This window comes from Salinibaculum rarum (assembly GCF_030505615.1).
Classification (GTDB): domain Archaea; phylum Halobacteriota; class Halobacteria; order Halobacteriales; family Haloarculaceae; genus Salinibaculum; species Salinibaculum rarum.
Map to the genome: position 1 here is coordinate 1,269,116 of NZ_CP129992.1, position 22,972 is coordinate 1,292,087.

21 protein-coding genes and 1 tRNA gene are annotated in these 22,972 nt (G+C 56.7%); 8 read left to right on the forward strand and 14 right to left on the reverse strand.

The window, feature by feature from the left end; all coding sequences use genetic code 11:
- Window positions 1-162 precede the first annotated feature (162 nt).
- Complete coding sequence (locus QYL91_RS06865) at window positions 163-990, forward strand: proline dehydrogenase family protein (RefSeq protein ID WP_302082636.1); 828 nt, start codon at window positions 163-165, stop codon at window positions 988-990.
- A gap of 1 nt (window position 991) precedes the next feature.
- Here QYL91_RS06865 and QYL91_RS06870 read toward each other — a convergent pair whose 3' ends face one another.
- The gene (locus QYL91_RS06870; protein WP_302082637.1) at window positions 992-1,714 is read right to left on the reverse strand and encodes a helix-turn-helix domain-containing protein; all 723 of its coding nucleotides are present in this window, start codon (window positions 1,712-1,714) and stop codon (window positions 992-994) included.
- A gap of 173 nt (window positions 1,715-1,887) precedes the next feature.
- On the opposite strand from QYL91_RS06870, the gene QYL91_RS06875 reads away from it, so the two are divergent.
- On the forward strand, window positions 1,888-3,411 hold the full coding sequence (locus tag QYL91_RS06875) for an aldehyde dehydrogenase family protein (protein WP_302082638.1): 1,524 nt from the start codon (window positions 1,888-1,890) through the stop codon (window positions 3,409-3,411).
- A 16-nt stretch (window positions 3,412-3,427) separates the two neighbouring features.
- Here the strand turns inward: QYL91_RS06875 and QYL91_RS06880 are convergent, their stop codons facing one another.
- A complete protein-coding gene (locus QYL91_RS06880; protein WP_302082639.1) occupies window positions 3,428-3,559 on the reverse strand; it encodes a hypothetical protein in 132 nt (43 codons plus the stop codon).
- A gap of 129 nt (window positions 3,560-3,688) precedes the next feature.
- Between QYL91_RS06880 and QYL91_RS06885 the strand changes: the two genes are divergently transcribed.
- A complete protein-coding gene (locus QYL91_RS06885; protein ID WP_302082640.1) occupies window positions 3,689-5,113 on the forward strand; it encodes an MATE family efflux transporter in 1,425 nt (474 codons plus the stop codon).
- A gap of 63 nt (window positions 5,114-5,176) precedes the next feature.
- On the opposite strand, the gene heR is transcribed toward QYL91_RS06885, so the two are convergent.
- Both heR and QYL91_RS06895 read right to left on the reverse strand, forming a co-directional pair.
- On the reverse strand, window positions 5,177-6,001 hold the full coding sequence (heR, locus tag QYL91_RS06890; RefSeq protein ID WP_302082641.1) for a heliorhodopsin HeR: 825 nt from the start codon (window positions 5,999-6,001) through the stop codon (window positions 5,177-5,179).
- 90 nt (window positions 6,002-6,091) lie between these two features.
- Window positions 6,092-6,373: a DUF7577 domain-containing protein gene (locus QYL91_RS06895; protein ID WP_302082642.1), complete on the reverse strand. Its 282-nt coding sequence runs from the start codon at window positions 6,371-6,373 to the stop codon at window positions 6,092-6,094.
- Between the two features lie 111 nt (window positions 6,374-6,484).
- Between QYL91_RS06895 and QYL91_RS06900 the strand changes: the two genes are divergently transcribed.
- Window positions 6,485-6,558, forward strand: a tRNA-Phe gene (locus QYL91_RS06900).
- Between the two features lie 469 nt (window positions 6,559-7,027).
- Here QYL91_RS06900 and QYL91_RS06905 read toward each other — a convergent pair.
- The 3 genes from QYL91_RS06905 to QYL91_RS06915 all read right to left on the reverse strand — a co-directional run bounded on the left by QYL91_RS06905 (window position 7,028) and on the right by QYL91_RS06915 (window position 10,945).
- The gene (locus tag QYL91_RS06905; protein WP_302082643.1) at window positions 7,028-8,746 is read right to left on the reverse strand and encodes an HNH endonuclease; all 1,719 of its coding nucleotides are present in this window, start codon (window positions 8,744-8,746) and stop codon (window positions 7,028-7,030) included.
- 298 nt (window positions 8,747-9,044) lie between these two features.
- A complete protein-coding gene (locus tag QYL91_RS06910) occupies window positions 9,045-10,160 on the reverse strand; it encodes a PDDEXK family nuclease (RefSeq protein ID WP_302082644.1) in 1,116 nt (371 codons plus the stop codon).
- A gap of 116 nt (window positions 10,161-10,276) precedes the next feature.
- Complete coding sequence (locus QYL91_RS06915; protein ID WP_302082645.1) at window positions 10,277-10,945, reverse strand: rhomboid family intramembrane serine protease; 669 nt, start codon at window positions 10,943-10,945, stop codon at window positions 10,277-10,279.
- Between the two features lie 757 nt (window positions 10,946-11,702).
- On the opposite strand from QYL91_RS06915, the gene QYL91_RS06920 reads away from it, so the two are divergent.
- Window positions 11,703-12,683, forward strand: coding sequence for a hypothetical protein (locus tag QYL91_RS06920; protein WP_302082646.1), 981 nt, complete (start codon window positions 11,703-11,705; stop codon window positions 12,681-12,683).
- Window positions 12,684-12,703: 20 nt separating this feature from the next.
- On the opposite strand, the gene QYL91_RS06925 is transcribed toward QYL91_RS06920, so the two are convergent.
- The gene (locus QYL91_RS06925) at window positions 12,704-13,696 is read right to left on the reverse strand and encodes a transposase (RefSeq protein ID WP_302080520.1); all 993 of its coding nucleotides are present in this window, start codon (window positions 13,694-13,696) and stop codon (window positions 12,704-12,706) included.
- Between the two features lie 191 nt (window positions 13,697-13,887).
- Here QYL91_RS06925 and QYL91_RS06930 point away from each other — a divergent pair, with 191 nt between their 5' ends.
- Both QYL91_RS06930 and QYL91_RS06935 read left to right on the forward strand, forming a co-directional pair.
- A complete protein-coding gene (locus QYL91_RS06930; protein WP_302082647.1) occupies window positions 13,888-14,412 on the forward strand; it encodes a hypothetical protein in 525 nt (174 codons plus the stop codon).
- 613 nt (window positions 14,413-15,025) lie between these two features.
- Window positions 15,026-15,379 carry a hypothetical protein gene (locus QYL91_RS06935; RefSeq protein WP_302082648.1) on the forward strand — a complete coding sequence of 118 codons (354 nt, stop codon included), beginning with the start codon at window positions 15,026-15,028 and terminating at the stop codon, window positions 15,377-15,379.
- Window positions 15,380-15,429: 50 nt separating this feature from the next.
- Here QYL91_RS06935 and QYL91_RS06940 read toward each other — a convergent pair whose 3' ends face one another.
- From QYL91_RS06940 to QYL91_RS06965, 6 genes are all read right to left on the reverse strand, one after another.
- A complete protein-coding gene (locus tag QYL91_RS06940) occupies window positions 15,430-16,446 on the reverse strand; it encodes a tyrosine-type recombinase/integrase (protein ID WP_302082649.1) in 1,017 nt (338 codons plus the stop codon).
- Window positions 16,447-16,670: 224 nt separating this feature from the next.
- Complete coding sequence (locus QYL91_RS06945; RefSeq protein WP_302082650.1) at window positions 16,671-17,090, reverse strand: hypothetical protein; 420 nt, start codon at window positions 17,088-17,090, stop codon at window positions 16,671-16,673.
- 155 nt (window positions 17,091-17,245) lie between these two features.
- Complete coding sequence (locus tag QYL91_RS06950) at window positions 17,246-17,791, reverse strand: helix-turn-helix domain-containing protein (RefSeq protein WP_302082651.1); 546 nt, start codon at window positions 17,789-17,791, stop codon at window positions 17,246-17,248.
- A gap of 56 nt (window positions 17,792-17,847) precedes the next feature.
- Window positions 17,848-18,372: an ERCC4 domain-containing protein gene (locus QYL91_RS06955; protein WP_302082652.1), complete on the reverse strand. Its 525-nt coding sequence runs from the start codon at window positions 18,370-18,372 to the stop codon at window positions 17,848-17,850.
- A 53-nt stretch (window positions 18,373-18,425) separates the two neighbouring features.
- Window positions 18,426-19,505 (reverse strand): DUF8137 family protein, encoded by a 1,080-nt coding sequence (locus tag QYL91_RS06960; RefSeq protein ID WP_302082653.1) that lies wholly within the window; start codon window positions 19,503-19,505, stop codon window positions 18,426-18,428.
- Window positions 19,502-21,505: an SWIM zinc finger family protein gene (locus QYL91_RS06965; protein ID WP_302082654.1), complete on the reverse strand. Its 2,004-nt coding sequence runs from the start codon at window positions 21,503-21,505 to the stop codon at window positions 19,502-19,504. Before QYL91_RS06965 ends, QYL91_RS06960 begins: the two co-directional genes overlap by 4 nt.
- 174 nt (window positions 21,506-21,679) lie before the next feature.
- Between QYL91_RS06965 and QYL91_RS06970 the strand changes: the two genes are divergently transcribed.
- Complete coding sequence (locus QYL91_RS06970) at window positions 21,680-22,921, forward strand: hypothetical protein (RefSeq protein WP_302082655.1); 1,242 nt, start codon at window positions 21,680-21,682, stop codon at window positions 22,919-22,921.
- Window positions 22,922-22,972 lie beyond the last annotated feature (51 nt).

Below are 22,972 nucleotides of genomic sequence, written 5' to 3' on the forward strand. Positions count from 1 at the left end.
TTCAATGCTTATCATAGATGTGCCTCAATTGTGCCCCTACCATGGTCGGGAAGTGCTGGGTTCCTCGAAATCTCCGAGTTGTTCGCGTTAGTTTCGGCCCCGTTCTGTCAGAAAGATTTGGTAGGGACTGAATATAGGGGTATCTGCTCCGTACAACGGTGTATGATACCTCCTATTGCGAACAATTTCGTGGCCGGCGAGACCGAAGCGGAGGCGCTGGATCACGTCGAAGAGCTGAACGAACGGGGCGTGAAGGGAATCCTCAATCTGCTAGGCGAACACTACGACGACCGCGCGGACGCCGACGCTGACGCGGATGCGTACATCGACCTCGCCGACGGACTCGCCCGGCGTGACCTCGATGGCTGTATCTCGGTCAAGCCCAGCCAGATCGGTCTCGAAGTGAGCGACATCGCCTTCGAGGAGAACCTCGCTCGCATCGTCGAGGCCGCCGACTGCTTCGTCTGGGTCGACATGGAAGACCACGATACAGTCGACAGGACCCTCGACGCCTTCGAGCGTCACGCCCGTGAGACAGACGGTAACGTGGGCGTCTGCGTCCAGGCTAACCTCAAGCGAACCGGCGACACTCTCGAGCGGCTAGCCGACTGTCCGGGGAAGGTCCGTCTGGTGAAAGGGGCCTACGACCCGCCGGCCGAAATCGCCTACAAGGAAAAGAGCAAAGTCGACGAGATGTACCGCGAGTACCTGACCTACATGTTCGAGGAATTCGACGACGGTATCGCCGTCGGGAGCCACGACCCGGCGATGGTCGAGTTCGCACAGGAACTCTACGAGGACCACGGGACTCCATTCGAGATTCAGATGCTCACGGGCGTGCGCGAGAGCGCCCAGTTCGAACTGGCCGACGAGTATGAAGTGTATCAGTACATCCCCTACGGCAGCAAGTGGTTCTCGTACTTCTACCGTCGCATCCGCGAGCGCAAAGCGAACGCGCTGTTCGCGCTCCGAGCGATCGTCAGTCCGTAGGTTATGGGTCCAGCAGTTTCGCCTCGGCTTTTCGAAGGTGCTCTAGCAGGGTAGTCTTCGATACGTCCAGGTCGGCCGCCAGTTCTCGCGTGTCACACTCCCGGGGCCACTCGTAGTAGCCCGCCTCGCGTGCGTGCTCGAACACATCTCGTTGTCTCGCAGTGAGCGTGTCCTGTCGCTGGTCCCGGGCAGTCGTGGCGGCCGCCTCGCTCGTGGTGATCGCATCGATGCTGACATCCGCGCCGGACTGGTCGCGAACCCGGTCCAGCGCGGCGTCTATCTGTGACCGATCGTCGACATAACAGACCTGCCACTCCTCGCGTCCGTTCTCGATTCGGACCGGGGCGTTGTGGACGAACCCACGTTCTAGCAGCGTCGGACATATCATATCGTCGGGGTCGTACTCGAGGAAAAACTCCCGAACGACGTTCCCGGGGGCGTTGTGTTCGCGCCCGAACCGTTCCCGGAGTTCGGAGAGTTCTCCGGCGTGTTCGGAGTCCCGAATCTCGTCTAGCAACTCGTTTACCGCCGGTTCGTCTTCGGCGAACGCGGTAAACAGCCCCTTGACGTTCTCGCTGTGGTTCCCGTCTGTCTTCGGCGAATTGTAGATGGAATGTGCCAGGACGCCGCCGGAGGCCTCTCCGGTTGCCTTGATGGCCCAGCAGTTCGGATGCCAGAGATCGAGAGTGAGCCAGGTCGTCGTTGTTTGGTCAGCGCCGGCCATTGTCTATCACACGCATTGGAGCGATATATACATGTCCTAGCATACCAAATATGTGCCGACCATGGTCGGTGGATCGTCCGAAACGCCCGTCTCTACACCTCTGTGGCGTTCTCACCCGGGTGCCGTCCATGGTCGGGCGAGGATTTTGGGCTGTCACTGTCGTAGACAGACCAATGGCAGAGACTTACCAGCACTATATCGACGGCGAGTGGGTCACAGGTCACAGCACCGAGACGTTCGAGAGCGAGAACCCGGCAACGGGCGACTCGCTGGGACAGTTCTATCGAGGGACACCCGAGACCGTCGACGACGCTGTCGAGGCAGCCGACGAGGCTTACGAATCGTGGCGTGAACTCTCCCGTATCGACCGCGCGGAGTACCTCTGGGACGTGTACCACGAGCTCCGGGAGCGGACAGACGAACTCGGGGAGATCGTGACAATGGAGTGTGGCAAGGAAATCAGCGAGGGCCGGGCCGACGTCGTCGAGGCCGCGCACATGGTCGAGTGGGCCGCCGGCGACGCGCGCCACCCGAGCGGCGACATCATCCCCTCGGAGATTGCCGAAAAGGACGCCTACATGCGGCGCAAACCCCGCGGCGTCACTGGCTGTATCACGCCGTGGAACTTCCCAATCGCCATCCCGTACTGGCATATGGCCGTCGCGCTGGTCGAGGGCAACACCGTTGTCTGGAAGCCCGCCGAGCAGACCCCGTGGTGCGCTCAAATCGTCGCCGAGATGTTCGACGACGCCGGTCTCCCGCCGGGCGTTTTCAACATGGTCCAGGGCTTTGGCGACGCCGGAGCCGCTATCGTCGACGACGACCGCGTCCCGACGGTTCTCTTTACCGGCTCGGCAGAGGTCGGCCACCAGATTACCGAAACCGTCGGGTCGGAGTCGGGAAAACGGGCTGCCTGTGAGATGGGAGGGAAAAACGCCATCGTCGTCACCGAGGAAGCGGACCTCGACATAGCCGTTCACTCGGCCGTGATGTCTTCGTTCAAGACCACGGGACAGCGGTGTGTCTCCTCCGAGCGCCTGATCGTCCACACGGACGTCTACGACGAGTTCAAAGAGCGCTTCGTCGACGCGGCGAGTACGGTCGCCGTGGGCGACCCCCTGCAGGAAGACACGTTCATGGGGCCGCTCATCGAGAGCGAGCACAAGGAGAAGGTGACCGAGTACCGCGACCTCGCTCGCGAGGAGGGCGTCAATGTCCTGGTCGACCGGACCGAACTGGACGCCGACGAGGTACCGGACGGGCACGATGCGGGCCACTGGGCCGGTCCGTTCGTCTACGAGGCCGACCCCGACGCCGACCTCCGCTGTACGCAAGAAGAAGTGTTCGGTCCCCACGTCGCCCTGCTGGAGTACGACGGCGACATCGAACGGGCAGTCGAGATACAGAACGACACCGACTACGGGCTGGCGGGTGCGATTATCTCGGAAGATTACCGCCAGATAAACTACTACCGCGACCGCGCCGAACTCGGCCTCGCGTACGGCAACCTCCCGTGTATCGGCGCGGAGGTCCAGCTTCCTTTCGGCGGCGTGAAGAAATCAGGCAACGGCTACCCCTCGGCCCGAGAAATCATCGAGGCCGTCACCGACCGGACCGCCTGGACGCTCAACAACTCGAAAGACATCAAGATGGCCCAGGGGCTCTCGGCGGACATCGTCACCGAAGACGGCGACTGAGACACTTCTGCCCCACTCACGTCGCCGGGAACAGTCGGAGCCACTCGTTCAGACAGTCCCGGACCGTCTGGCTGTCCTCGTCTCGCCCGACCGTGACGGCGACGAGCGAGAACCTCCCACCGAGTGCCAGCGGTGTCGTCAACTCCACCACGCTCCGCTTGGGGCTTGACTCCCTTCTGTGTGACGGCGCTCCGGGTGACTGTCAGTAGCGTCCGGCGACTCGGGCTGGTAGCGGACAGACGATAACCGATAACTGGTGTGCGACCCAATCACGGGTGTGAGACAGTTGGTGCGTCGCCTCTGGAGATATCTCGCTTCTCTGCTTGCCCGCGGGAACATCATCCAGCCGGACAGGCTCGACGAGACGGTCGGACTGGCCTGGCCACGCATCGTCACCGGCTTTGCCATCATGTCGAAACGGACCGTCGACCTCGCCATCATCGGCATCGCCGTCGGCGGGACCGCCGTTGCCGGACTCACCATCGCCAATGCGTACTGGATGGTCGGTAAACTCACGCTCATCGGATTGGCCGGCGGGACGCTCTCGCTGGTCTCGCAAAACTACGGCGGCGGCGACGACGTCCGTGCGGCCCGGGTCGTCGCTGCCAGTCTCCTCGGTGTCGTCATCGTCGGCGGCGTGCTGGCGTCCGTGTTCGTGCTGGGTGCCCGACCACTGGTCGCACTCGTCGGTGGCGGCCCCGCTGCGACCGACTACGGGGCGATCTATCTCGTGGTGGTCGCCCCCGGGCTCTTTTTCGAGGGGCTCAATCTCGTCGCCTCGCGAACGTACGCCGGCGCGGGCGACACGCGGACACCGATGAGCATCCGCGCGGGCGGCGCACTCCTGAACGTCGTCCTGAGCGGGACACTGGTGTTCGGTGCCGGCTTCGGGGTCTTCGGGGCGGCGCTCGGGACGACGCTTGCCACCGGTGTGGTCACGCTCGTGTTCGCCTGGGGGATGAGCGGCCGTTCGTATCTCGGTCGGGGTGCCAGCCCGATTCCCGTCCACGTCGGCGTACGTCCGTCGGTCGGACTGGTCCGGCAACTGACTTCGGTGTCGGCCCCCCTGGCGGCCCGTCGAATCGGCCAGGGACTGGCCGTGTTCCCGTTGCTGGCCGTCGCTGGCACGTTCGGCCCCGTCGCGGTGGCGGCCGTGGGCGTCGGCCGGCAGGTCCGGGACCTGCTCAACAGTTTCGCCTGGGGATTTTCGATTGCGTCGTCGACGCTGGTCGGGCAGGCGCTCGGTGCGGCCGAGGAGACGCTGGCGGAGGTGTACGGCCGCGAGATAACCCGGCTCTCGATTATCGTCTATCTCGTGGCGGCCGCGGTCGTCGTCGTCGCTGCACGTCCAATCGCGACGCTGTTCGTAAACGGGTCTGACATTCCTCTCACGACGACCTTCGTCCGGGTCGCGGCCGTCAGCGTCGTCCCGCTTGGCGTCGACGGGTCGATTTCGGGGGCGCTCCGTGGAGCGGGCGATACGCGTATTCCCTTCCTGGCGACACTCGCCGGCCTCTACCTGGTCGCGCTCCCCGTCGCTGGCCTCGGGGTCGTGACGAACGTCGGTGTCGTCGCGTTACAGGCCGCACTGGTCGCGGAGACGGCCGTGCCGATGGCTGTCAACTTTGCCCGCTTCCGGACGGGCGCCTGGAAGGCTATCAGTCGCAGTTACCGGCCGGGCGACGTCGACCCGAGTGATTGAACCGACCACACACGCGGTGTCGTGATGGCCCTGTCGGACTGTCGCAGTGACCGCGAGTGGCGGTCAGATGGGTGAGTTCAGCGTCCCGAAGTACACTTGCCACGCGAGGGCAGATTTTGCGACCAGACTCAACAGGATGTACATCTTCTCGCCAAAGATGTAGTTTTTCCACCGGGACACTTCCAGATACTGCAGCGCCATATTCAGCGCAAAGAGGTTGAAAAAGACGAAAATCGAGATGTAGATGTAGATGACGAACTCGGGGAACTCGCCGTTGCTGGCGGTCACCGAGCCGATGAACGTAATCGCTATCGTAATCCAGGGCACCAGCCCAGCGAGGACACCGACCCAGTAGGGTTTCCAGTCGGTCTGTTCGGTCGACTCGTTTCGTTGCTCCATCAGGAGACCCGCGAGGTTCATCACGGCCACGAGGCCAAACAGCGCCACCAGCGTTCCGGCGTCCCAGACGCCGGCGAGCATGCCGATGACGACAATCATCAGCGAGGCGCTCACGGAGTATTCGTACCAGCGGTACGGATTCATCCCTCTGTCAAGATACTGGACGTATCTGTCGTACCTGACCGTCGCGATAATCGTGTGTGCAAACGCCGAGATGAACAGAAACCCCGCGACGAGCAACGGGAGATTCAGGTCGAGAAACGCGACCGTCTCCGGAACAATCGACTGGGTCTCGGGGTTGAACGTGTACCGGGTGCGGGTGACCGGCCACAGGACGCTCTCGGCGATGAGCACCATCGCGACCCCCTGGACGAAGTGGAGGACTGCCATGACGCTGTTCCACAACCGCAGTCGGGTATTCCGCGCGCTCTCGTGCTGTTCGGAGCCGGCTGTCGCTGCATCGGGCGTCTCGGTACCGTGGGAGGACATTGTCGATGTATCAACTCCCTCCGGTATACGTCTATGGGTGAGTTGACTGACCTGGAACGAGACACGCTCTGGCCGTTGTGTGCATCGGGCTCAGAGGGGTTCGGAACACTCCGCGCAGAACGCGTAGTCGGCGTCGTTGACCGCCCCACAGTGTTGGCACGCCTGGCGGTCGGGGTCGGTCTCGTCGGCCTCCACAGCGGGTGGGCCAGCATCGAACTCCTCGTCCTCCGTGTAGCGTTCGATTTCGTCGTTGTTCCACTTGCGGCGGCGCTCGAGTCCTTCGAGAACGATGTCCCGGATGACGGGGAGTGTGAGAGCGAGTGCTACCAGCAGGAGGACGGCGACCGAGAGGAGGTAGAGTGTCCCCACCATCACTGGCGCTACGGCCCGGATACAGTTAGTGGCTGTGCCGATTTCGACTGCTGCTGGCTTTCGAAATCCTTTTCTCTTCCCTTGCCGACCCTCGAAATGGCGTTACGGCGCGCCGCCTTAGCTCAGACTGGGAGAGCACTCGACTGAAGATCGAGCTGTCCCCGGTTCAAATCCGGGAGGCGGCATACCTTTTCGGCGCGAATTGGATTCGCAATACGGCGTAGGGATTCGGCCCTTTATCACCGTATTTCCCAGCGAGATTTGAACCGGCTACAGCGCGCACCCCTGTACCGTCGGGCGCTTCATTACATTGTAGAGGCCGTAGCCTTTTGAGTCCTTCCCCTATTTCGAGAAGGATTGCGGAGTATAGTACCCCCAGCGTGCTAATTTCGAGGTTTGAGACAAAGCATTCACCACAACAAACTACGAGAGGTGCGTGACGAACGCGTGCGAGCGCTCGTTGCCTAACGGAGAGGGTTGGCCCACTTTCTGTGGAAGGCCCTCTAACGGCGTGAGCGGCTTTGAGAGCGAGGCTGTGTCACCAGTATGTTAACATAATACTCTCTCGGGGCCGTCTCGCGGTTCTGAACGGCGTCGCGTCAGCGTTAGGAAGTTGACCGGAGTCGGCCTTGAGCAATCGGGTCACACCTGCTATCAGTCGAATCCTTGAATTTCGCGGTGTTGTTCAAGGAACATGGAATGAGGGTGTGCGTCTTCATTGTCCGGTAGACGCAACGATTGCCCCTCAAGTTGTTTGAGTTCGTGGAATCCATTCTTTTCGGGGGCGTCGGCTACGATGATTTCGTGGTCGTTGGTGAACGCAATCCAGCCTGAATCAAAGGCCCAATGATGGGACTTACACAAGGCAATGCCGTTCCGAATATCGTCGCTTCCGCCTTCTGAATGAGGATAGATGTGAGCCGCCTCAACTTCAGGATTTCCGTCAGGCGATTCACGTTGACTCCCACAGACGGCACAGGTGTTGTTGTACGTATCCCGGACTAATTCTCGGAATGCACTGTCGCGGGCTTTTCGACGTGTCTCAACGAACTCTGTGTTGTCTTCGGTTAATTCTGGTTCAGACTCTACTGCTTGTGCTAACTCGGATTTCTGTTCTTCAATCTCTTCCGGTGACGGCTCTCCGCTATCTGATTCGAGAAATAGGGATTCAAGCGACCCATGCTCTTCGCGGATATTGGATACACGGTCGTCCGCGACACGGGTGAATCCTTGAACGACTTGCCGACCTTCGTAGCCCAACATATCCCACAATATCTCGATCGTGGGAACGCTATCCGTGAAATTCTCAACCGTGAAAAGGTATCGACTCTCCGGATTGTTCCATAGCATTTCCCCAATATCGGGGTTCTCGAATGTACGACCAACAGTACCACCAGCGTAGAAATTGCCGTCATGGTAGAAGAGAAGACAATCGTCAGGACTCATTCGGTCGATTGCCGATTGCTTCTTGTCACCGTCGGTTTCAGTAGTTCCCCAAATCCGGAGCCGGTCTATCCCTTCTACCTGTGGTGGAAGGTTCTCATATTGGCGTAGGTCGTGCGGCTCTTCGACGGAGTTGTTAAACCTCTCACGCCAATCGTTGTTCACCGGAATGAGATACAACCCGGGAGTGTGCGTGTCTACAGACCTTGTGTCATTTGTTTCGACAGGGAGAGACAAGCCTGTGGAATTTTCCAAGTGAATGTCTTTGATTTGATACGTCCCCTCGTCATCAAGGAACTCCACCTCGCCACGGTCACGTAACCGTTGTAGAAGTTGTCTGATTTTGGCTCTCACATGGTCGTTCTCGGGGAACTGTTTTGACAGTCGGTATTCAGAAAAGTCGTATATTTCATGTAGAGTAACGGTATCTTCGGCGCGTTCCTCACGATACCGTTCAAGTTCCAACCTCATGGCCGTGAGCCAATCTATCTCATCAGCCGTTTCTTCTGATTCATCTTCTTGATGTTCCATATCGAAAACCAGAACCTTCCGACCGCCTCGTTCCTTGGGCTGGTATCCGAGTACATCCACCTGTCCCTGATACTCCCACTCTGGTCTGTCTGTTTCGGCGTAGAAGAAATACACAGGAAAGTCAGAGGATACAGCGTCTATCAGCGCGGAGTTACCGGGCGAATCCTCGCTTTGGTCACCTTCGAGACCTTCCCCAATATACTCGAATTGGCCTTGTCTCACGGAGTCACCGTAGGGGCCGTCCTCGTTAGCGAAGATGAGCATATACCGATTATCGTTATTGTCTCGACGAGGGTTAATTCCTGAAATCCGATAGCCGAACCCCGTATTGAAGGCGTCTTCTATGTCTTCTTGAGAAAAATATTCTCCCACCTGTAGCGATTCCAGCGGCCTGTGCATACCAAGTAGTTACAGGTACGCGTCATTATTCTTCTCCCCGCGTAAGCGCTCTTGGTCAGCAATCGAGAGGGATTCGGGCCGCGTCCTGTAGAACCCTCTCAAGCGGCTTGAGTGCCTTCAAGAGCGAGCCTGTGCGCTCTCTATGTTAACATAGGATTCTCTCGGAGTCGTCTCGGGATTGTGGGTGGCGTCGGGTCGGTATCTTGCTTTGATAGTGGCGTACTACAGCAGGCCCAATTTCTATACGTCGGCTTCGCTGAAAATCAACTTCGTATGCTTTCCAGGCCTGCCGAAATATTTAGATTCCTGTGAAATGAGGGTTCCACTCTCCTTCAGAGTAGTCAATGCAACCTACACTCCAACCACATCCGTTCCAGAACCGGTCAAGAATTGGCTTCACAACGTCTGGAACGGAGTCATCATACGAAACGATTTCAGCGCGCTTGAGAGCCATATTTTCCTTTGGTATTTTCGGTGTTTTTTCAGGGCCAGTAACATTAGTATACCATAATTCAGTATCTTTGTACCCAAACACAGTTACATAAACGAAGATTGGGGTGCGAACACCAATCTCTTCGAGACAATCCAATGCCCCTCTGATTGTTCTCACTACTTCTGTGTCGAACCTATGGGTCTGGAATGTCCCCTCATGACCGAAATGGCGTGTTGAGACTGCCTCAATCCATCCATCTTCGTGGAAAAATGTGTACTCTGGGTTCTCGTCTGCTAACTCTTCACGGACATAGATTTTACCGTCTTCCGTAGGACTACCCTCGAATGGTGCATCTTCTCTTCCAAATTCAGGTGGCGTTGGTAAGTCGGTAGGACGTACTCCGTACTGCATGCTCTCCATACCGTTGGGGAAGAGATGTATCGCTACAAAGGGGCCATCTTCTAATTTGATTGGGAGTTCATTACGGGCTTCTATTGCTTCAATTCGGCATTCTTTGAGTTCTTCAATTGCGGCGAGATTATCTGGCTGTCCCTGTGGGTTTACTCCGAGGTGGCGTTGAGCAATCTCTGGAAAGTCTGTTTCGAGTTTACTACGTAACCGTTCGAAGTGCCAAAGGTCAAGTTCCCATCCATACTTCTCACGAACTTCCTCTCGCATATCCATTTCTTGTTGGCCGGTCACTTCTTGATTCGTTACAAAAACGAATATCTCGTAATCCTGCTCATGGTCTTCTGCTTTTGAGGCGTCTTTGCGGAGTTTTTGTCGCCATGTCTTTTGTTTACTGTAGTGGGCGATACCAGGCCGGTCGCCTATTGTAACATACGCGTCTCGCCCGCCATCTGTACCCTGTGTACCACTCGGATTAACTTCGTATCCGTACTCGGAAAGAACGTCTGAAGCAAGTTGTTCCAAAGTGTCCGGTTGAATCCGTACCAGGGCGATTTCTGTGTCCGTCGTCATGACTGACTACAAGAAAGATACCTATTTGATACCTCTGTGTTGAAGATTGTCAAAAACACCTATGAGTATTCTGACTCGACATTCAGTCGAAATATATAGAATCAGCAACGCTCCGTTCAATCTGCCCGTCCAAAATGTCCGAATAGCAGACCGACAAGCAGACCACCGAGGTGTCCAATATTGAGTGAGATAGGGTCGCTAACAGCCAAAAGACTATTCTTGATAACCAAGAGGATTGCTGAAATTCCGCATGCCACTATGAGCCACCAGCGCGGCGTCAACTGCCAGTCAGTATCCGCGATACTCGAAAGCCCATACCCAAGCAAGCCAAATGCGAAGCCACTCGCTCCGTAAGCGGCGACGTGCGGCTCGCTACCGAATACAGCCAATTTCAGTCCATCAGCGTATACCGCCAGAAATCCAGAAAATAGGAGTAATCCCACATACTGAACTTTGCTCATTCGGGTTTCTACCGGTGCGGCTATGTAGATGAACGCTACATTTGCCGCAAAATGGCCGATACCACGGTGAAGAAATGGGGCTACTGGCCATACAAGCCACGGATGATTCTTGAAAAAATATGAGACGAGATTGTAGGTACTTCCCGCGTTGTATAGGACAGACAACGATACTTCAAGAGCGAAGAATCCCAATATCACGACCAGAATCCTTTCGGTATATCGTACACCTTGGGAATCAACGGGGGCGAAAGCCTCTGAAAAGAATGTAACAGGGTTAGATAAAATTTCCTCGGTAGCGTCTTGTACCCCAAGTTGCCTTGACATACAGTGGTTGAAATACCGACGAATAATAACGCTCGGGGTGGGTTAATATCTGTCTGATATGTGGCTGTGCTTGACTGTCTATTCGCTCTGACAGTAGCCCTATCAGCGCTCCCAGTATCCCTACTGTGAAACACGTCCCGAAAGCCGGAATGAGGGCCTGCAAAAGCCATATACGGGCGAATAGCGAATACTCTATAACGGCACTCAAGTCTACGGAAGATTGCTCCAAGGGATGGAATTGGAAGGTGAAATTGAGTATTGGATTGCCCTTCCTGTGGACGGCGGTTGTCGTTGGGAATGACGACATGAGTAATTCACACGCGACGGACATAACCCTGGCGCATAGCGAGGAAAACGTCTCTGTAGAGCCGGGACTACAACTTTATCCACAATACAAACATTGGGAGAATGCCTTCCGTGACCTTACCGGTTGGCCACCTGAAGCGGTAGCCGAGGAAGAACTACGAGGCCAACTGGCGAGCGGCTTCCCTGCTGAAGGACTCAAGCACCGTAGTCCTGAAGCGGCTGTCCCGATAGAAAAAGCCGTACAGGTCGGTCTTCTAAATCGGAATCCCGAGGACGGAAGACTCCAATTAGCGACAGTTGAATCAGTTGATTTGGAAATCGGTGGGAGAGTAATAATTACGCAATATCCGTCCTGCCTTGATTCAGATACCAGTGTCTCCGTAGAGCGAACATGATTTGGGGAGAGTCTCTACCCCAGAGTGCTGTTATGTTGTCGGACGTATCGCACCCGTTGGACGTTCTTCCCGACGACGAGCCACTGCTGACGAAGGCAAAGGGGTTCCAAAAAGCCGGTGACATAGGGTGGAACAATCCAGAGAACTTCCTTACTCCGTCGGAAGCCAAACGACGACGTGGATCGGGGAAGAACTACGGCTTTGCGCTCGGAGATGGTACTGAAGAGTGGAATCTTGTTGCCTTCGACGTAGAGACAAAAGGAGTCCTTCCTGACGAGGCACAAGCCCTGATTGACGAACACGCCTTGCTGGTGTGGGATTCGGTTCATTCGGGTCGGAACCGGCTTGTGAAAGTGACAGACGACGCCTACAAGATATTAGATTCGCTCACCACGGCCTACAACCACCTTTCTGACCGTGCCGACGACGATATTGAACTCCAAACATCAGGCCACTGTATCGGCCCCGGTTGTGAGGTATCGCACAAGCACTGCAAGGATACGAAGGCTGACTGCCCCGGAAGTGGTCGGAACACATACGAACTGGTTGGGGCCAAGCCGTTTGCTCCGGTCGTCACCAAGGACGTAGCAGAGCGTATTCTCACCGGATTAGAGATTGACCGCGAAAAGAATGAAAGTCCACAAACCGACGATTCAGTCGAAAAAGTAACCGAAATACCAGAATACGACGATACCGACGTAGCCGCCGTAGAAGCCCATCTACAGACGCTTCAGGCAAACTCGCCTTTCGCCTTCAATTGCTTGAGCGACCGGCTGAATGGTGGAACCGGCGAGAAAGGCGGCCTACGTCTTGATTGTGGGCTAATTGACCGGAGTGCAACCGACTTTGTGACTGTCTCCGACCTGTACGGGGTTATGCTTGTTCTCGGAAATGAAGACAAACAACGAGCGCGAGAACTCGCCTACGCGTACTACACGTACCGGTGCGAGGGCAACGAGTACATGAAATCAAGCGAAGGTCGTCCCCGAAAGTGGCTATCAATCGGAGCGAAATATCGGAAGAATATCCTACAATAGGCGGGCGTGCAGAAGAGTTCTCATAGCTCAACGATCGGACTTGCGATGTCACCTCCTCGTTCATGGTTAGCGATGACGACAGCCAAACGAAGACAGAGAGCGACGAAGACGTGAGTTTTTGCCCGTTCTCGGCCTCGGACTTGCGGAGTCCCGAGGCCGAGATCCTTGCACACGCCGATTGCTGTTTCGACCTGTGACCGGTTATCGTAGGTGTCGTCAAGCTGCTTTTCCCAGACGCGGACAGTGTCGCTATGTTCCTTGATTCGTTTCTGGATGCGGTACTCGATATCTGGTGGATCATTTGTGTTCCGTGGATTGTACGGAACCACTGGCACGACGCCTGCTTCAATCAGGTCGTCGTGCCAGTCCAACATGTCGAACTCTGCGTCACCAACGAACGTGACTGGCTTTTTGACGGCGAGCGCATCCTGTGTGATGCGCCTCGCCGTCGCCTTGTCCACAGATTTCTCATCTGTGAACTCTGCGGCAATCGGGATGTTGTTGTCGGTCGTCACCAGACAGCAACCGTAGCCGTAGTAAGTCTCCTCAGCTGTACTGTCGTAGTTCCACGAGGCATCCTCGTCCGGGCGAGGCGCCCGGACATCGGTGCCGTCAATCCGAAAGCAAGAACCCAGTTCAACCCGGACAAGCACCTGCTGAAGAATTCGTGAGAAGACTTCCTCAACGACACCAGAGAGATCGTCGATAAACCGGCCAATCGTCCGCCGTGACGGCGGTCGCTCGAACTCGCAGACACGCCAGACATCATCGTTGGCGAGTTCTTGAGCCATCGCTTCTGGTTCGTAGATTCTGTTGTAGAAGCAGTGAAGCAATCCTCGGAACAGTTCAGGTGGATGGAACTCCCGCGTTCGCCCCCGCGGATCGGGGGCGAACACGGGGAATTCATAGAGAAACTGGAGATCAAGATGTTCGAATAGTACTGTTGTCTCGGTTTCCAGTGATTTCAAGACCTCTGTGATCGTATCTTGGTGTGGCAGGGTAGTGGTTGACACATCTCACTGTCCCTGCCTCATCTCCGAGAGAGTTCCTATCGATCCTCCAGAATCGCTGATCAGCCAGCAGAGCCGTGCTAACTATTCTGCACGCCCGCCTACAATATGCAATCAATAAGTTCGATAGGGGCCAATTTCAACGGTGGCTAAACCAACGTGACGCCCTTACTGACAAACCGTGGGAAACCCGAATGGACGGATATTACGCGGATACCACTCGGAACATGACACGGTTTGGTCTCTACTTGCTGACGGGTGAACTACCACTTGACGCCGAATTGCTTGAGTTCACAGCGATAGAACGATTCAATCTGGACGTTGACGGCGAGGTAGTTCTGGACGCGTTTGACGCGGTGCGAGCCGACGTTACCCCCCACCCACATTCTAAAGATGAGGAACCCCCCTTGGGGGGTGACAACCCTTCCTCGTCGCGCTGGAATTATCCCACGAAGAGGGAAGTAGCCACGCTGGCAAAAGCACTTGACGAGGGACGCGATAACGAGGTGAAGACGTACAAAGACGCACTTGGTGCTATCAAGAGAGACGGTGGCGTGAACATGGCCGAGTGTCCGAATCGCCCGAATGGTGAGCGATACGTCTACTACCCGCGCGGTCTTCCTGACCCCGACGACGCAAGCCGGGTTGAATCCGGCACGGGTGACGAGAACGCTGAAACGAACAAGGACAAATCAGAATCGAAGACGCCGTGGGATTAGAGAAGCACTCTGTCAACCACGGAGCGAATTGTATATCCTATCATTCCTGAATAGGGAATGTGATAGGGGTGAAAAGGTGATTTTGGGTTCGTCGGCTATCTCGGTATCTCTAACCGCTAAACCACCCGCCGAACGGGAGAAAACCGATTTCTAAAGCGCTCTTACACCGTCTGAAACACAAAGAGAAGCCTGTAGAACTCCTCTACTGGACATAGGAAGAAAGTCCCAGCCACAGTAACCCTACTGACGACCATCTTCGATATAGGCGAGTGAGCGTCGTCAGCACTCTGTGGGTACTGGGGAGTCAGGGGGCGGTCGTGAGGGCCAGGGTCGGGGTTCAGGACTGGGGTACTGGATGGGGTATCCCCAGGGGTCAGCCCGGCCAGGGGGTCGGGGAGTCAGTAAACCCGCCTGTAACCGCGAACCCCTCTGAACCCTCTCCGCCACTCTCTGAATGTCCGATTATCGGGGTCAAATAGCGAAGAACAATTCGGGCCACTCTTATTAAGTTTATATACTACCATCAGCCGAGACAAAGAATTACTTGTCTATAATCGGAGACAGCCTTTACCAATTGAACCAAATTTATAAATTATCCGTCGCACTGATTGGTGTGAGCAAAGCAGATTTTTCCGCATCAAAAACTGGACAGAAAGTGAAGTTGAGCATGGGACAAAATGAGCGAGACAGCATAATTGAATCTCTTGAAAATAACTTTGAGAGTTTTAAAGAAGACATGATACAGCAGTCAAGCCAACAAGAGTGGAAAGACTGGTACAACAGTCGAGATCGGCCACTCATTATGGAAGAAATCAAAGATGAATTTCTTGCTACCCCGACAACGGGTTCCGTTGACGTGACTATAGATGTGGACGAAGCGGAATCAGTTCTAACTTCTATGGTAATACATGGTGACTCAACTCACCTCGAACACCAGATTATCTTTGAACTTCGGAAAGTAGTGTGATTTTGAAACGTATATAGAACATCCTCATAAGAAAATGGTGCCTCTCTCGTCTATACCCCTTCGAGGTAGTCCCGGCGTTGTTCGGCCCGTTGTGCTTCACTTCTCTTGTCGTAGTGCTTGTCCAATACGTCCTGACCTACGTTCATCCGGTCGCTGACAACTTTTTCGGGTACATCTTCCGAGAGGTGGTGCGTGATACTACCACGACGAATAGCGTGCGGAGAGACGTTCATGGGACACTTGCTGTATCCATCGTAGTGCGTCCCCTCACACTCATTCAGGTCACGACCTTTCGGACAGTTCCCGGCGTAGTAGCACGGGCGCGTCACCTCGTAAACTGTATCGCGGACGGACGAACCGACCATGCGTCCCTGACTGGTGGTGAGTAGTGGCCCCCGCCCTTCCTCGTCGGTTACGTCGTAGCGATTGTGTTCGATATAGGCGTCAAGGGCACTACACACGTCACCATCGAGGACGACGTGACGCTCACCCTCGTCACCGTTCTTGAGAGGGGTACCTTGCTCTGGTCGATGGTGGACGGTTAGCACCTCTTTCTCGTCGTCGTAGTCGTCACAGTCGAGTGCCTGAAGCGCTCCGAGACGCATTCCCGTATGCCACAGCAGTTCGAGGATAACGTGACTCCGTGAAGCGTACTCGAATCGCCGTAGATATTCCAATATGGGTTCGGCTTCTTCCGCCGTCAGGATACTCTCGCTCTGTTCGTCTTCCTTCGAGAGCGTCGGCATGATGATTTTGTCATGTAGCCCTTCGGGGACAGCGTTGTACGACTCACACCAGCGGATGAATACCCGTAGAGCGTCGAGATTCCCCTCAAGAGTCACGGGCTTCAGGTCGCCGTCGTCTCGTCGCCACGTTCGGAACTCCTGAAGATTCCGACCGGTCAAGTCGTTCATGTTGTCGATACCCTTCTCGTCGCACCAGCGAATGAAGTGTTTCAGGCGGTAGTGGTACCCGTCGAGGGTACTCTGTGACACTTCGTGTTTCCGGGCGTCGAGATACATTTCCTTGGCGCGTTCCGGCGTGATAGGTTCGAGTTCCTGTTGCATTTTGACCACCGAAACGCCCAATCAGTACAGGGACAAACTGGCGAGCCACCGTATCGTGTGACAGGCAAATCGCCAGACAGCGAGGCTGTCCCCGGTTCAAATCCGGGAGGCGGCATTAGACTCACAGTTCAAATGCCTGCGAGCGTAGCGTACGCGCAGCAGGTGCCAGCCAGTTACTCCACCCTCTCGAAGCACGGTGCTCCGGTCAACGAATCTCCGTTTATTCAATCGAAGTCGTCAAGCCGATCACCGAGCGCATCCATCATCTCCCACAGCAGTCCGGTCACTGAGCGTGCGCCGAACGAGACTGGTTCGTACGTGTACGCGTCGTTCGCGTCCTCTCGTTCCTGATAGTGGAGAAACCCGTCCACGTGTGGGTTCGGTTCAGAATGGAATCCGCAGTCGAGTCCGTTTGACTCGCTGTAATGAAGGGCGTAGTACGCACGAACCGGCGTTCGCATCCAGGTGTCGTTCGCGCGGTCGGACGCTTCGGGGCCGGGGGTCGGATCCGGGACCCACGTTACCCGGAGTGACGCCGTCTCTGTAACGCGACCGAACCACGACGGATTGAGCGTGGCTCGTAGTTCCCGGTACTCGTCCGGCGGTTCCCCTTCGACGGATCGAACAGCGGGATGTCGTACCAATTCACCGCGTAACTCGCGTAAGATGCGGTGACGATCTCGCCCCGAATTTGCACCCCCATCGGAGCGAAGACGTTCCCCACGGGAACCAGAACGAGGGTGAGTGGATCGGTGACCGCCGGTGTCGGATGGGTTCTCCGGCGTGTTCCGTTCGCCCGTCATACCGTGATCGACGACGGATCCGATGTCCAGGTATCGTAGTTCTCGATGGCGTCCTGCACGAGCGAGAGCCGATATCGGGCGAGTTCCCAGTCGCTCGCAATCCGAACGAACTCGTACGCTTGCTCGGCGGAAACGTCGTCAGCAGCCGCCCGTTCGCGTAACGCGCCCGGCGAGTCCACGTCGTACTCCGTCTTCCAGGCCGCGATGTCGTGTTTCAAGTCTGCGGCTTGCTCCGAGAGTTCCTGCTTCGTCGTCTCTCGGAGTAGCTCTCGAACGTCTCGAAGCCGGGTGTACAGTGGGTCCGGATAGTAGCGACGGGTCCCGTCCTTCTCGGTTGCCGTCACGACGCCGAGATCGATGAGCCGATGCAGGTGGTCCCGCGCCGTATTTGGAGAGACAGCAGCCTCTTCGGCGATCCACGGGGCGGGCTGCGCCTCTGAAAGCGTCATGGTGACTGACTTCACCCGATCGAACGCCGACGCGTGCTCCTTCCACGTCCCTATCCACTCGGGTTCGTCGTTGGATACCTCCTCAGGTGACATACGCTACAGTACTCGCTCGAACGCAATAGTTCTATCCCTCCGCAGATTATTACGTGTCATTCGGTACTGAGTGAGTTATTGTCTAACCGCCGGACCAGACTGTGACGAACGAGCAGGAGAAACGCACACAGTTCGGCTCGTCGACGAGTCTCGGTGAAATGAAATGCCACGTTGTAGTGGTCGGTCCATGCCGAGACCGTACCCGTGACCTGATTCGGATGAATGTCTCGCCACGCCATACACCCGCGATTACAGAGAAGGGTCTCCCACGACGTCTCGACGACAACGGGGAGGGGCCGTGTCCACTGGACTGCCCGCTGTAACTCGCGTTTGAATCGCTCTCGCTCCCAGGTGAGGGCCGTGAGAAAGTCGTGTCCGGATTTGCGTTCGACGGCGAATTGTGGGTGATACGTGTCTGTTTCCTGGTCGTGGGTACAGTATGTCGGCACGGTGTAGTCACCGGTCGAAAGCGTCACATCGCGTGTTTCGACCGGGTAACAGTCGAACGCCCACGGACGTTGTTCACGTGTGTCTCGCAGAATCGTCGTCGGAATCGGGGTTGTCTCTGGCGTCTCGACCATCTACGGGAGTCTGCTCCCGGTATCACTGGTAAACATTCGTCGCAGAGTCGGAGTCACATGACGATATCGGCAAACGTCCACTCGTCGGGCAACTGCTGGCCGAGTCCACAGTCTTCGACGACGATCCGGAGTCGCTCCCGGACGTCGGGATCCCAGTCGAATCCCGCTTCGTCGAACTCAGGATAGAGCGTCTCCCAGTCCCAGTGCTCGCTCAAATCCGGATAGTATCCACGCTCAATCGATCCGAGGGAAGTGAGAAGCAACGCGGGGTCGGAGACGATGTCTCGTTCGAATAGGTCTTCGAGGAGCTCCGCCGTGGCATGCTGATCGGCGTGCATCGCGTGTTCGACTGCGGCGCCTGCCCAGATTTCGTATTCACCACGGACGAGTGTCTCGATGTTGTCTCGAACCGAATGATCCGGATGACCGATTCCCCACCCATAACTCATCGAGTCAATCCAGGGGCTCTCGTCTCCGGGATGGCGGTGGAATCGTAACTGGTATTCGAGGACATCAGCCGGAATGGCAGCGATTCCGTCGGAACGACGCGTCCGCACGATCTGCTTACCGGTGACAGTCGTGAGTACGTGGCTAACGTGTGGAAACTGTTCGTAGTCGTCGGTTTCGTCGCTACCGAACGGTTCGTGTTCGGGATAGGCATCGAAGTCAAACGAGTTCTCGGGCCAGTAGGCCTCAAGCACGTCGAGCAGATACGGCCAGCCCTCTGCCAGCACGGCTGTTTCCAGTCCATCGACCGCTGGCCCGAAGAACACGCGGTGAAACCCCCAGTACTCGCCCTCCTCGTAGTTGTCCCACTCGTCCGAGAGGTGGCGCTCGTACTGTGCGAGCGCCTGATAGACGGCCGCGTGGTCACCGTCCACAGCCCGTTCGAGCGCGTCGGTCAGTTCGTCTGAGACCCTTCGTCTGACTGCTGAGTCTTCCTCGCGCATCAGTCTCCGGATCCTGGCGTCGAATTCCTCGTCTCGTTTCTGTCGTTCCCGTTCGATGGCTTCCTGGTCTTCCGGACAGTCGTGGAGTCGTAGTCTGGTCAGGGTCTCGAACATCTCGCCGCAGTCCTCGCAGGTGTGGGGGGCATCGTTCGTGTGACCGACTACGTCGGCTGTCGCAATCAAAACCCAGCCTTCTCCAGTTCGTCGAGAAACGCCGGTCGGTTCGAGTGTTTCTCCATCAGGAAGTCGACGAACGCCTCGAATCGCTCCTCGGGGACGAGTTCCTGCATCTCGTCCAAATGGTCGGCAATTTCCCGGTAGTGTCGCCGTCCAGTCTCGCCGGCAGCAAACGGGACGAGCTGTTCCCGGTAGACCTCGAAGTATTCAACCGGATCGACGGTTGCGACCGGGTCCCGATATCGGCGAAGCCACGAGAGGTTCTCGCTATCTTTCAGTTCGTCGAACGCTTTTTCGAGTTCGTCTTCGTGGACGTACATGGAGATGAGTTGCTGTCGGTCGGTCTCCTCGAAATGCTCCTCGAACTCCTCGTAGATTGACTGCCACCCCTCGTCGTCGCACGCCTTTTTGAGTTCGTCGTAAGCGCCCCACTCCGAATGGTCGAGGAACAGTCGTTTTAGCGCCTCACGGTGCTTTTCGGGGCCCCGATCCCGATAGAGATCAGCAGCGAGCCAGCGGAGTTCAGCAGGCGATCCGAACGTATGGATTCCGTCTTCGATAACATCGATCGCACGGCCTTCATTCCCTTCCTCGATCAACCGCTGGGCGTACTGCTTGCAGAATCGGCTGCTTTCGAGATAGGTCTCCTCGTATAATCCGAGTAGTGCCTTCTCCTCATCGAGTTCCTCAAGCAAGTGGGCACACGTCGAGACGAGAGCCCGCGTGCGTAGCGACGAGGATATCTCCGCCCCGCTGTCGCTCGACTCGCCTGATCCGACATCCACCGTGTGTTCCTCGATAGTCGTCGGATCGTCGATACGCAGCGCATCGAAGGCATCGCCGACGAAGTACTCCAGTTCTAATGGCCCGACAGCTAGGTGCTCGACATCAAGCGGGCCGCCGGTGAAGTCTTCGACGGCGAGTGGGCCGTCGGTGAAATCGGAGACGGCGAGGACGTCATCGGTCCGGTCCCGAGTATCCCCCGGTTCGTGGTCACCGTTCGACGGAGACTCGGCTGAGGACTCTACCTGAACTTCCATTCGGTCTGTTTCTCGATTCGTTCGCCCAGTCGCACGTTTTTCGAGGTCAGCCGGATCGAGACTGATACCCGAGACGTGCTCATCCAGTCGGTCGAGCCAGTATTCGTGGTCGCGTTTCGTCGTACAGACGCTTCGCAATGCATTGTCGTAGTCCTCGCTGGCGAAGTGGTAGTCGGCATCGACGAATTCCTCGAAGAGATAGTCGATGTAGGGGCGCTTTTGTTCGTGGCCGAACTCGTGCTCGGCGACCGCCTCTCCGTAGAGGGCGAGGGCGCGCTCCAACTCGCGGCCGTAGTAGCCGCCGCTGTCGTCGATGCGATTCATGTTTTCGCGGATTGTCTCAGCGAGCGCGCGGTAGATATCCGTCGCCGCACCGACGTGCCCACGCTCTCGGTGCGTTTCTGCCAGGTCGTGGTACTGTGAGAAGTCGATGTGGGTGTTGTAGCCGATCATCCCCCCGCGGCCAGCGGCGTCCTCGAACAGCCGGTCGATCTCCTGTTTGTAGTCGTAAACCGTCTTTCCAGCGTCTTCACCCGAAAACGCGACGAATCGATCCCTGAGATCGCGGTCGTCTTCGAGGACGTCCAGTAGAAAGGTTCGGAGCTTGTCGGCGGTCGCTTGCTCGACCAGCGACTCGACGTCCACCGAATCCGGAAGGTCTTCGATCGGTTCGTCACCGGAATCTGTGTCCGTGTCGATATCCCGGTCGTCGACGGCTAGCAGGACCGCGACGATGTGCTTGCAGTCGCCCGCGTAGTCGTACGGGCAACTACAGTGGGTGCGAATGGCGTCGTTTGTCACATCGATTGAGATGTCGTAATCGTTGCTGCCGCGAACTGTTGCCTCGATTCTCTCGCCGTCGACATCCAACTCTTGGACCCGACCGTTCTCCCAATACTTGACACCTCGCTCAAAGGACTGTTCGGTACAGAGGCTCCGAATCTCTTTCCAGGTCGGATAGTCCATGAATGCCACTACGATGGGCAAACCGGAAAGAGTAGTGGAGGAGTGTCACCGTTGGTCTTCGATATCATCGACCAATCGCTAGAACTACCGACTGTTGATCGACGGACCCGAGTTTGCCCGAATCTGTTCCGTTGCAAAGCCGTTAGGTCCCAGGGAAGTCAACACGAATCAAGGATGGAATTCGAACACCGGGACGACGATCAATGGCATCTCGTGGCAGCCAACTGTGGGTATGGTGGTACCGTCGACGAAACCGTCAATGTTGATTCTGATGCTGGGTTGACGCGTACTGACAGTGAAATCAGTCTCTGTCTCCCCGCTGTGGACAACCCGACGTGGTGTGATGTTTGCCGTGACACAGTCACTGGGCGATATGCGCAAGCCAGTAGACCGATCGAACACTGGAAAGTCGCAACCACGTACCGTGACATCGAGTGGAGTGAGTACGATGGAGCCATAGACTGCTGTGGATGGTGTCAGAGTGAGGTGGAGACGCTCGTTCACGACACCCGCACAGACACACTCGTCTGCGAAATCTGTGCTGCCCTGTACAACAGTACAGCTACTGATATCGACGACGATGTGCGGCTCACCGATTATGTACAACTCGCCGACAAGGTCGAACCTATCGTTGTCATCGATGGCGAAGCGAGCCAACAGTCGGCTGCACGGATCGACCGCCGTCCGTACATTTCCTTGGAAGCAAAGCGCAAGTACGTCACGGTCACGATCACACTCAGATACGTCGATTACCAGTTTACAGAGAACGCTATCAGCGACCTTCGGGACGTCTTCGAGAGCTACGAAGCACGTGCGTTCACGCAGTCGGACAACAAGGGCGGCGTCGAGTTCGAAGTGACTGATTCCCGGGCATTGCGGCAGTATCGTCCCCGGCAGCGAATCGTCGTCGACGGACTGTTCGAGAGTGACGCAATCGAGTTTATCCAGGATATCATCCCGATCGTCCAGAATACGAGCAACTGGACCTACGACCCATCGGATGTCTCTGCACAGGCCGTACAGCGAGCGATACGAGAGCGAGGTCGGCCGGGGCCTGCGCCAGTTCCACGCGAGGATGCGCCCGCGGTCATCAGACAGGACGATGGCGTTGCACGACACGTTTCGCTGTCCGATAAGTCCATCACAGATGAACAGATTCGAGCGTACGTCTCGGATCAAGCGTACCGTCACGGGGAGGCACTATTCGATGCTGGCCGTATTCGAACCGACCACGCGAGTGGACACGAGAGTGATGCGGATGGCTACGATCCCCAGTCCGGTATCGGTTTCAACCTCTGGTTCGAGAACGGGGAAATCGTCGACCACGAGTGTTTCTGCGAGAGCTCACTCGATCCATGTGAACACATCGCTGGTGCATTGATCGCGTTACCACACGTGGCGGCCTGTTACGTGTGACGACTGCACAGAGCAAGGGGTCCAACAGATTGAATCGTCCGACACCCGTGC